Source organism: Peribacillus psychrosaccharolyticus ATCC 23296 (assembly GCF_000305495.1).
In the GTDB taxonomy this organism is placed as follows: Bacteria; Bacillota; Bacilli; order Bacillales; family DSM-1321; genus Peribacillus; species Peribacillus psychrosaccharolyticus.
On sequence record NZ_AJTN02000047.1, the window covers coordinates 1 to 9,349 of the forward strand.

The window sequence follows — 9,349 nt, forward strand, 5'->3', positions numbered from 1 at the left end:
CCTACGAAGGAGGAACTCTTTTTTATCGTTAGTTTATCGATTTACGGGGTTCGGTTTTCGAGATGTTCTGGAACTTACTTTTCACGTTTTCGATGGTTTGTGGATCTACGTATGATTTTAGAGTATTCATTGTCTTTTCGCGGGTTTGTTTGTTACGCATTAATAAGGCCGCTGCTCCTAATGCTACCGCGCCAACCATTTTATTCGATGGCATGTATGTTCCCTCCTTGTATTTTCATGTGTCGCTCTTTTCATACTATTCCCTATCTTTATGTATTTAAACAATCCCCAAATTACTCTAGAATAATATAAAATTTAAAATAGTATAAATAATCATTGATAATGATTATCACTTTCATTATAATTGGAATGTATTACAAATATTCTATAGGAGCGATACATACATTATGAAAAAATATTGGTTAGTTGGTACATCCGCATTACTTGCCCTAAGTCTAGCAGCCTGCAATGGCGAAAAAGAAAGTGAGCCAGCAACGGCTGATACTAGTGAAAGCGCGTCTGTAGATAAATCTTCTGAAAAAGCAGACGCTGAACAGACGATTAAGTATTTAGAAGAGAGCTATACACTACCAGCTAAAGTAGATAATATTGTAGCTGCAAGCTTAGAATCTATGGAAGATGCGGCTGTTTTAGGCATAAAACCTACTGGTGTATTATCGATTGGGAATGCAATCCCTACGTATTTAGAAAAAGAACTTGAAGGCGCTGAACTTATTGGCGATAAACGTGAACCAAATAAGGAAGCTATTTTAGCATTAGATCCTGATGTAATTTTAGGATCATCTAAGTACACAGAAGAAGTAGCTGCCAACTTAAATAAAGTTCAAACGATGATTCCTTATTCACATATTTCGACAAACTGGAAAGAAAACCTGACTCTTTTAGGTGACTTAACTGGTAAGGAAAGTGAAGCATCGACGGTTATCTCTGACTATGAAAAGAAAGCTGCAGATGCTAAAGCCGAAATGAGTGCAGATTTCAAAGACAAAGATATCTTAGTCCTTCGAATCCGTGGTGGTGCGATTTATGCGTATCCTGCCGACGTCTACTTAAACCCAGTTATTTATGAAGACTTAGGTGCACCTGTTCCTGACGTTATCACACAAACAAAAGCCCAAGCTGAATTATCTCTTGAGGCACTTACTAAGGTAAATCCAGACGTGATTTTCTTGCAGTTTGAAACATCAGAAAATCCAGAAAATCCAGCTGCTTTAGACGACTTAATGGCTAACCCGATTTTCTCAAAATTAGATGCTGCTAAAAATGAAAAAGTGTTTGTAAACTCGGTTGACCCGCTTGCTCAAGGCGGTACGGCATGGTCTAAGATTAAGTTCCTAGATGCTGCAATTGAAAATCTTTCTAAGTAAGGTGTGTTAATTATGAAGAAAACTAGCAGGATACCAGCGCTTATTTTGGTATCCTCCCCTTTCTTCATTGCTTTAGCTATATTATTATCTATTCTTTATGGTGCTAAAGAGATTAGTGCTCTTACAGCTTGGCAAGCTCTTACAGCGTTCGATGAAAATAATGTGGATCATCAAATTATCCTCACCTCTCGTCTTCCTCGCGTAGCCGCCGCCTTGCTTGTGGGGTCCTTTTTAGCAGTAGCTGGGGCAATCATGCAGGGGATCACTCGAAATTATTTAGCATCGCCCTCTTTAATGGGAGTAAATGACGGGTCGGCATTTGTTATCACAATTACACTTGTGTTCTTCCCAAATCTACCAAACTATCAAATGATTATTCTTTCAATGATTGGTTCTGCACTCGGTGCTGGATTAGTTTTTGGGTTTGGCTCACTTATCAAAAATGGTTTGTCTCCTGTCCGTCTTGCTATCATCGGAACGGTGATTGGGACGTTTTTAAGCAGTATTGCGACAGCTATCGCGATGTATTTCCAAGTCTCTCAAACCGTCAGCGTTTGGTATAATTCAAAAATACATATGGTCGACCCAAATTTACTTTGGATATCCATTCCATTTGGAGTGACCGGTCTCTTGTTAGCTCTATTCGCTTCAAAAGCGATCACCATTGCTTCTCTCGGGGAAGACATCGCAATTGGACTTGGTCTAAAAACGAACTTGATAAAAGGTATTAGTATGCTCGCCGTTGTTTTATTGACAGGTACAGCCGTTGCACTCGTTGGGAAAATCGCCTTTGTCGGACTCGTCATTCCACATATAACAAAATTTATTGTGGGTGTCGACTATCGGTTTGTGATTCCCTGCTCAGCTGTTATTGGTGCGGTATTCTTAGCCGTATGTGACCTAGCAAGCAGATTTATTAATTTCCCGTTCGAAACACCGATTGGGGTTGTAACAGCCATCATTGGGGTTCCCTTCTTCCTCTACTTGATTCGAACTAGAGGAGGCGAGAAACGTGCGTAACCGAACCAATTTTCGTTTTCTTTTCACGCTGATCATCCTGATTTCCTTAACGTTTGGTGCCTTTTATCTGCACATCACGAATGGTTCATTTGATATGACCGTGTTGGAAGTAATTAAGACATTTTTACGAATTGATCCGAATGAGAAATTCGATCTTGTCATTTTTGATTTCCGCTTACCGAGAATTATCTTAGCCATCCTCGTCGGAATTGGACTCGGTATTGCAGGGGCTGTTTTACAAGGAGTGACCAAAAATGGCTTAGCTGACCCTGGTATTTTAGGAATTAATGCCGGTGCTGGTGCTGCGATTGTCATTTTTATGTTTTTCTTTCAAATTACCTTAAAATCAGTGAGCATGAGCAGCAATCTCTCCATCATGATGATGCCTTTCTTTGGCTTTGTCGGCGGGACCCTTGCCGCTGCCTTAATCTTTCTTTTTTCTTTCAAAAACCAGCGTATTGATATGCAGCGCTTGATACTAACAGGGATTGCCATTAACAGCGGATTTGGCGCCCTATCGATGTATATTTCGCTGAAAATGAATCCGCAGGATTTTGAAATGGCCGCTGTATGGATGGCCGGAAGTATTTATAGTGCGAATTGGATCTACGTTTGGTCCATTCTTCCATGGATCATTCTATTCAGTTTTATCATCTACAGAAAAGCCTATTTACTCGATTATTTTCAGTTAGAAGAAGACAGTATCAAAAGCTTAGGTATAGCTATTGAGCGTGAGAAGAAGCTCTTGCTGCTGGCTAGTGTAGGCTTGATAAGCGCTTGTGTATCTGTTTCAGGGAGCATTGGCTTTATTGGGTTAATGGCGCCGCATATCGCTAGACAGCTTGTCGGCATTCATCATCGGTATGTAATACCCGTAAGCGCAGCAGTGGGTATGCTTCTCCTTGTCTTTTCAGATTTCATTGGAAAAACAGTGTTTGCTCCTTCTGAACTCGCTGTTGGGGTTGTCGTCTCTATCATTGGAATACCCTATTTCTTATTCTTACTAGTCAAATCAAAAAATTAGGAGGCCTCTATATGGTACATGCCTTTCGATTAGAGGGGTTAACCTCTGGTTATGATAAATTCAAAGTTTTTGAGGATCTTCATGCCACGATTGCAGAAGGAAAAATAACGACCATTATCGGTCCAAATGGATGCGGTAAGTCGACCTTATTAAAAACAATCGGACGTATCCTGCAGCAAAAGTCCGGCAAAGTCTTTTTACAGGATCAAGATATAAAGCAGATATCGACAAAGGAAATTGCCCAAAGAATGGCGATATTGTCACAGAATCCTGCAGCACCTGCTCAATTGAAAGTGAAAGAGTTAATTTCATACGGCCGCTATCCGCATCGTAAAAATGTGAACCGATTAACAGATAAAGATGAAAAAATGATTAGATGGGCGATGGAAGTTACTCATACAGAAACGTACGGTGAACGTGAAATTGACCAGCTGTCCGGCGGTCAAAGACAACGCGTTTGGCTGGCGATGGCCCTTGCACAGGAAACCAATATACTTTTATTAGATGAACCAACCACCTATTTAGATATGGCTCATCAATTAGAAGTTTTAGAGATTGTCAAAAAGCTGAATACAATGCATCAGTGTACAGTCGTCATGGTCTTACATGACATCAATCATGCGGCCCGTTTCTCGGATGAACTCATTGCGATGCGTGATGGCAAAATTATTAAATGCGGCACATCGAGAGAGATTTTAACGAAAGAAGTCATGCAAGACGTTTTTCAGATTAATGCTCGGATTATGGAAGACCCAGCGACTAATACACCAGTATGCTTTGGCTACGATAACCTGAAAGGAATTGAATCATGAAACATTCCGCTGTCACTCTTGAAAATTGCGAACAATTTATATTTCCTTCTGTATTAGCAGAATACAGCTATGAAATTTGTGTCTCCATACCCAAACAAACGCCTCCAATAAAAGGATTTCCTGTACACTATGTACTCGATGGCAGCTTCTATTTTCAGCATGCCCGTGACGTGGTCAAGCTGCAATCTAGAAATACCATAAAAACACAGATAGAACCCGCCATTGTCGTTGGCATTGGTCATGCAGAAGAAACGATGCATGCGCGCCGTTTCTATGATTTTACCGCACCAGCTGAAAGCTACTCCTATCCCGAGCGCCTACACGGCCGCACACTTGGGCCGCATGGCGGTGCTCTGAAATTTATCGAATTTATTGAACAAGAATTAAAGCCTTATATTGAATCCACATACCCTATTAATACGAGGAAACAAAGCTTATTTGGACACTCACTAAGCGGTTATTTCGCATTATGGGTTTTATTTACGAAGCCGGAATTATTTCAAGTTTATCTAGCATCCAGTCCGTCCATTTGGTGGAATAATCATGAACTAACTCAGTATGCTCAGCAGTACTTGGATACTACCCCGGATCAAAAGCGGCTTTTACTCACAGTTGGCGAACACGAGAAGTTCATGGTGGATGATGCAACAGCACTCTCTCAATTATTGAACAATCACCACTATCCGGCTGAACTCTTCATCGCACCCGATGAAAACCATGCCTCTGTCGTCCCGACCATACTTAGTCGTGCCTTTCGCTTTACTCAATAATCCACCAAAGGTTCCTCAACAGGAACCTTTTTTTGATACAAAATAACTAAAAAATGGTAAAATTATTATATAACCTTTAGAAAGCGAGTCGATAACATAGGATGATTATTGAAACAAAACGATTAATTCTAAGACCTTTTAAGATGGACGATTTATCCTCTCTTCACTCCATTTTTTCAGATCCTGAAACCATGGCCTTTTATCCTGCGCCTTTTAGTGAGGAACAAACGAAAAGCTGGATTAAACGTAATCTTGAAAGATATCAAGTGGATGGATTTGGGTTATGGGGAGTTCTTTTGAAAGAAAATAATCAATTAATCGGTGATTGTGGTCTGGTTACACAAACCATCGCCGATAGAACCTACGTCGAGATCGGCTATCATATAAACAAAAACGAATGGTCTAAAGGATATGCAACAGAAGCGGCGAAGAGCTGCATGGAATATGGATTTCACACTTTAGGCTTAAATAAGCTAATTAGTATTATTGATCCAAAAAATCATCAATCCATTCGAGTGGCAGAGAAAATTGGTTTTACGAAAGAACAGGACCTTTTTATATTTAATAAAATTCATTCAATCTATTCAGACGATCGGAGTTCAATTAATGGACATCAAAACAAAAAGATTATGGATACGATCCTTTGAAGTAACCGACTGGAAAGCCGTTTATGCCTATACTTCTAATCGTGACGTAATGGAGTATATCCCTGAAGGACCCTTCAGTGAAGAAGATGCAAAAGAGTTTGTTCATAATAACACAGTTGTTCATGCTGAAACATTTCCTGTTCTATTATTAGAAGAAAATATTCTCATTGGGCATATGGTCTTTCACCGGTATTTTGGTGAACATACCTATGAAATAGGCTGGGTGTTTAATCCTGCTTATCATAAACGAGGATATGCTTCTGAAGCTGCACAAGCTATTTTAGATTTTGGATTTGGAGAAATGAAGGTACATCGGATTATCGCTACCTGCCAGCCTCAGAATACTCCCTCCTATCGGGTTATGGAGAAGATTGGTATGAGGCGAGAAGGTTATTTTAAACAGTGTATCCCGAATGGAAACGGCTGGTGGGATGAGTATTATTACGCTATGTTGAAAGAAGAGTGGAAGAGATAATCAGTTATTAGGAGGCGATGAAGATGAAAAAAAACATCCTATTTTGCGAAGTCCAGCGGCTGCCCTATTTTTGGTTTATTAATTTTTGTGCGTTATGTTTAGCAGGTGTTTTTTGGTGGGGATTTATTCAACAATTTGTTTATGGCCGACCATTTGGAGATAAGCCTATGCCGGATTGGCTGTTGTTTCTCTTTGTACTTGTAATGGGAGTTTTCTTTCCTATTGCCGTATATAAGTCGAAATTGATAACCGAAATTCGTGAAGATGGATTATATATTCGCTTAATCCCTTTTCATATTCGTTTTATCCATTTTCGAATCGATCACATACGGAATGTAAAAACGATAACGTATAATTCCCTTCTACGTTTTGGCGGGTACGGCATTCGTTATAATTTTCACGGAGAACGTGCGTACAATTTACGCGGCAAAGAAGGCATTGAATTCTACTCTGAAGGAAAAACCATTGTTATCGGCTCACAAAAGCCGGACGAACTTGAAAAAGTACTTCAATCGGTCATGTAAAGAGATATATAAAACAACAGGTTGTCTTTGATTGACAGCCTGTTGTTTTGGTTTAAGACATCAGTCTTTCTTTACTGAATCTTCTAAACGGTATATTTTCATCTCTGTTTCAGTTGTTTCAATAATGTCGCAGTTTGGGTCAAATAAGAAATTCATCTGCCTGCTTCGCGTAGTGATTGCCCTTAAATGAACTCTAGCAGCGATTCCCATTCGATCTTCCACTTGTGCAACACTTAAAGGAATCAAGATCTTATAGCCATAGCTGGTTGAAATACACGTCTCTTTTGCGGTTAATTTACAATGCTCCCGAATGTGATTGTTCACAATCCAAATCGTTTCTTTTTTTGTGGGTCCTCCGAACGGAACTAAGATAAGAATCATTTCAGCATTGAGCACAATCGGAATATGATATTTTGGGCCCACGACTGATTTAGCTCCATGGACTGCACCTGGCCGATTTGAAAAGTAGTAGGTTAAGCTGTCATCAATAACCTGTGAAACGGTTTTTCGGACTAAAAAGATTTGCTCGCCCTGCCGGACTTTTGTCATTTCGTAAGCGCTTTCATTATAAACCGTTTCAAGACTAATTGTTTCATGAAAAATGATATATTTCGTTTTTATTATCATTTAAGCTTATCCTCCAGTTTCAAATTATAAGTATTGAGGGTATACTGATAATAGCATCGGTAAACACTTGATGCTCGCCTCTCAGGCTATTAGTCATCCCAGACGCCGCCTGAGGGGTTTTTTTTTCCTCTCACATCCTACTCACCTCCCCGCCTTGTTCAACTGTATATCTTGGAATAATTATACAAAAATATAGTGCTATTTGTCCTTATTAATTTACAAAAAATTCAAATAATTTACATCTTTCCTTCGACATTTCTTGTCGTTAATTGACGACAAAACAAATATCCCCTAACATTTACTGTATTAGGGTTCCTTTTTATTCATTTTAACGTCAAAATATATGATATACTCACATCATTGTTGCACCGACATCCGATGAATACCTATAGGAGGAACGTTTCTTGTCAGTTAATTCTACGCTTTTTCAAACCATTAATGATTTAGGAAAAGATTTTCCCTTCATTAATCCTTTATTTATTTTCCTAGCAGAGTATATGCTATATTTTCTTGCACTTTTTTTATTGATTTTTTGGTTTACACGTATTTACCATAATCGTTTGATGGTCATACAAGCCGCCCTTTCCTTTATCCTTGCCGAATGTTTCGGAAAATTGGTTAGTACCCTACATAGTAACTATCAGCCTTTTGTGGAATTGAAGGATGTTAACTTATTAATCGTCAAAGAAGTCAATAATTCTTTCCCTAGTGATCACACGATCGTGTTTTTCTCTATCTGTGTATCCTTTGCACTCATGCGTAAGCATCAATGGTATATCTGGCTGCCGCTTGCAGGACTCGTGGGTCTTTCACGAATATGGGTGGGTGTTCATTATCCTGCCGATGTTGCCGTTGGAGCCCTACTTGCCACCCTTGCTGCCTTGATCATGTACCGGATTACTCCCCACTTGCGACTTGTCCGTCTATCGCTTGAGAAATACAGCCAATTCGAGAACAAAGTATTCCGAATCAATAATTAACAGGCACATGCAGTTGCATGTGCCTGTTTTCTTGCTTATTCTTTAACCGGTCTTTGCACATGAAGCGGAGGCGGAATCAGCCATCCATTTTCCTTATTTAACTTCAATAATTTTGCCCCTAATTGAGCCTTATCCATGTGAAACTGTCCATACATCATAGCAATATCTTCCCGAATACACTGTCCCATTACTTGACTGCAGGCGACCAAGCCCGCAGCCGCATCCATTGAAAGAGCTGCACTGATTTCCTGATCAGTAAATCTCGCTCCAACGGGTATATCTTCTAGATTAGCAGCTGGACGTTCCGGCGAAGATGGTGGAAGAGCAACGCCATTCGCTTTTAATAGTTCTTCAAGCTGCTTGTTTTCAGTCTTCATTCCTTCAATGGCTTCTTGGATTAATTTCTTAAGTTTCTCATCACCAGCATGATTAAAGAAAGCTTGGTAAGCGGCTATTAGCCCGTTGTTCGTAGTAAGGTGTGTCCACGTCCCAAATACTTCACCATAATGCATGGGTTCATCTTGAGGATTACCACTTAATATTCCCATAATCGCGCTCCTTATCTGATTTAGTGTCATGATTCTACTCCTTAAAAGGACAATCAAATACAACGACTAGTATGTGTTGAACGGAGGAAATTATTCATGAGGCATTTTCTTGATGAACGATTAATCTGTAAATAAATTGCAGATGATAGGATTATATACTTGAAACTAGAGGTGGCAAAATTGTTTAGTAACAGGAAAAAATTCAAAACCAAGAAAAAGCCTACTACCGAATTAACTAAGTTTGACACCACAACCGATTTATTTACTACCCTTTCTGCATCTAGTGATTTCCTAAATTATCAAGAAACTAACAATGGTGCAGTCTATTGGGTTTCTTTTTATCGTTCTTTAATTGATACACAGGAACTTCATAAAAGTATTTTATCTGTCCTGCCAACGCTGCAAACGATTAATTTGGAAAAAATCAAAGAAAACATTCCGATTGAAAATATGCTCATCACCAGTACCCCGAAAGAAATTAAAGAAAGGATTATGAAGGGAGAAATTGCGATCCGTTTGGACACGAATCTTGAC

The 9,349-nt window shown here is 39.4% G+C and carries 12 protein-coding genes and 1 pseudogene; 10 read left to right on the forward strand and 3 right to left on the reverse strand.

Features of this window, described 5'->3' with window-relative positions; all coding sequences use genetic code 11:
- Positions 1–28: 28 nt before the first annotated feature.
- On the reverse strand, positions 29–214 hold the full coding sequence (locus WYK_RS25090) for a hypothetical protein (RefSeq protein ID WP_040373460.1): 186 nt from the start codon (positions 212–214) through the stop codon (positions 29–31).
- A 193-nt stretch (positions 215–407) separates the two neighbouring features.
- On the opposite strand from WYK_RS25090, the gene WYK_RS04830 reads away from it, so the two are divergent.
- The 8 genes from WYK_RS04830 (at position 408) to WYK_RS04865 (ending at position 6,660) form a co-directional block, all read left to right on the forward strand.
- Positions 408–1,388, forward strand: a complete 981-nt coding sequence (locus WYK_RS04830; RefSeq protein WP_040373461.1) for an ABC transporter substrate-binding protein — start codon at positions 408–410, stop codon at positions 1,386–1,388.
- Positions 1,389–1,400: 12 nt separating this feature from the next.
- A complete protein-coding gene (locus WYK_RS04835; RefSeq protein WP_040373462.1) occupies positions 1,401–2,408 on the forward strand; it encodes a FecCD family ABC transporter permease in 1,008 nt (335 codons plus the stop codon).
- On the forward strand, positions 2,401–3,432 hold the full coding sequence (locus WYK_RS04840; RefSeq protein WP_040373463.1) for a FecCD family ABC transporter permease: 1,032 nt from the start codon (positions 2,401–2,403) through the stop codon (positions 3,430–3,432). Before WYK_RS04835 ends, WYK_RS04840 begins: the two co-directional genes overlap by 8 nt.
- 11 nt (positions 3,433–3,443) lie before the next feature.
- A complete protein-coding gene (locus tag WYK_RS04845; RefSeq protein ID WP_040373464.1) occupies positions 3,444–4,244 on the forward strand; it encodes an ABC transporter ATP-binding protein in 801 nt (266 codons plus the stop codon).
- Positions 4,241–5,014 (forward strand): alpha/beta hydrolase, encoded by a 774-nt coding sequence (locus WYK_RS04850; RefSeq protein WP_051387313.1) that lies wholly within the window; start codon positions 4,241–4,243, stop codon positions 5,012–5,014. The genes WYK_RS04845 and WYK_RS04850 overlap by 4 nt, the downstream gene beginning before the upstream one ends.
- Before the next feature lie 101 nt (positions 5,015–5,115).
- Positions 5,116–5,661, forward strand: coding sequence for a GNAT family N-acetyltransferase (locus WYK_RS04855; protein WP_040373465.1), 546 nt, complete (start codon positions 5,116–5,118; stop codon positions 5,659–5,661).
- Positions 5,621–6,136 (forward strand): GNAT family N-acetyltransferase, encoded by a 516-nt coding sequence (locus WYK_RS04860; protein WP_040373466.1) that lies wholly within the window; start codon positions 5,621–5,623, stop codon positions 6,134–6,136. Before WYK_RS04855 ends, WYK_RS04860 begins: the two co-directional genes overlap by 41 nt.
- Before the next feature lie 23 nt (positions 6,137–6,159).
- Positions 6,160–6,660, forward strand: coding sequence for a DUF6141 family protein (locus WYK_RS04865; RefSeq protein WP_081704758.1), 501 nt, complete (start codon positions 6,160–6,162; stop codon positions 6,658–6,660).
- A 60-nt stretch (positions 6,661–6,720) separates the two neighbouring features.
- Here the strand turns inward: WYK_RS04865 and WYK_RS04870 are convergent, their stop codons facing one another.
- Positions 6,721–7,287, reverse strand: coding sequence for a competence protein ComK (locus WYK_RS04870; RefSeq protein WP_040373468.1), 567 nt, complete (start codon positions 7,285–7,287; stop codon positions 6,721–6,723).
- Positions 7,288–7,691: 404 nt separating this feature from the next.
- Between WYK_RS04870 and WYK_RS04875 the strand changes: the two genes are divergently transcribed.
- Positions 7,692–8,267 carry an undecaprenyl-diphosphatase gene (locus tag WYK_RS04875; RefSeq protein ID WP_040373469.1) on the forward strand — a complete coding sequence of 192 codons (576 nt, stop codon included), beginning with the start codon at positions 7,692–7,694 and terminating at the stop codon, positions 8,265–8,267.
- Positions 8,268–8,302: 35 nt separating this feature from the next.
- On the opposite strand, the gene WYK_RS04880 is transcribed toward WYK_RS04875, so the two are convergent.
- Positions 8,303–8,815 (reverse strand): DUF3231 family protein, encoded by a 513-nt coding sequence (locus tag WYK_RS04880; protein ID WP_081704759.1) that lies wholly within the window; start codon positions 8,813–8,815, stop codon positions 8,303–8,305.
- 180 nt (positions 8,816–8,995) lie between these two features.
- Here WYK_RS04880 and WYK_RS04885 point away from each other — a divergent pair.
- A pseudogene (locus WYK_RS04885) lies at positions 8,996–9,349 on the forward strand (hypothetical protein); the annotation flags it as partial.